The sequence below is a fragment of the Teichococcus aerofrigidensis genome (assembly GCF_054073225.1).
This window is the reverse complement of the sequence record NZ_JBSXMU010000275.1, coordinates 1-791: the sequence shown is the minus strand read 5'-3', so window position 1 is coordinate 791 and position 791 is coordinate 1. Positions and strand designations below refer to the sequence as shown.

The following is a 791-nucleotide window of genomic DNA, read 5'->3' as shown; positions in this document are numbered from 1 at the left end:
GGGGGGGGGGGGGGGGCGGGGGCCCCCCCCCCCCCCCCCGCGGCCGCGCCGCCCTCCGCCGCCGTGCTCGATCTCGAGGCCGCCGAGGCGCTGGCCTCGGATCTGGGCGCCGCGGCGCCGGCCGTGCTGCAGGAATTCCTGGATGAGCTGGAACGCGGCGCCGAGTTGCTGGACGGGCTGGGCGCGCGGCCGGAGGCGGAGGAGAGCCGCCTCGCGGCGCACCGCCTCCTCGGCGTCGCGCGCACCATCGGCGCCCAGGCCCTGGCGCAATGCCTCGAGACGCTGCAGACCGAGGCCCGCCACGGGACGCCCTCGCCCACAGCCGCCGATGCCGCCCGGCGGGCCCTGGCCGAGGCGTTGCCCCTGCTGCGCGGCTGGATCACCCGGCAGGCCACGGAGGCCCGCGCCGCCTCGGACTGAGGGCCGCGCCCGCTCAGGGCAGCCGCGCCAGCCTCTCCCCCAGCAGCGCGAAGAAGCCCTCGGCGTCGATCGTCTCCAGCAGCCGGATGTTCACCGGCCGGTCCGAGCGCTGCCAGCGGTCGATCCGGGTGCGGCCGCGGTCGGGCCCGTCCAGCACCACCTCCGCGGCGGCGGGACGGTGCGTGAACAGCGCGGGCGCCACCAGCCAGGCGATGGCGCAGGGGTCATGCAGCGGCGCGCCGCGCCCGGCCAGCCGCTTCGAGGGCGGCAGGGCCGCCAGGATGTCGCCGCAGGCCGCGCGGCACCGGCCACCCGGCCCCGCCCGCAGGGCGGCGACGCGCGCCGGCGTCCCCAGGGCCTGGGCGGTCAGG

General features: G+C 80.4%; 2 protein-coding genes. One reads left to right on the top strand and one right to left on the bottom strand.

The features are described from left to right. Nucleotides 1-420, top strand: a 420-nt coding sequence (locus ACVMLK_RS21190) for an Hpt domain-containing protein (protein WP_457487562.1), incomplete at its 5' end; no start/stop codon positions are given. A 13-nt stretch (nucleotides 421-433) separates the two neighbouring features. On the opposite strand, the gene ACVMLK_RS21185 is transcribed toward ACVMLK_RS21190, so the two are convergent. Then, nucleotides 434-791: nucleoside hydrolase (locus ACVMLK_RS21185; protein WP_457487561.1), on the bottom strand; the 358-nt coding region annotated here is incomplete at its 5' end.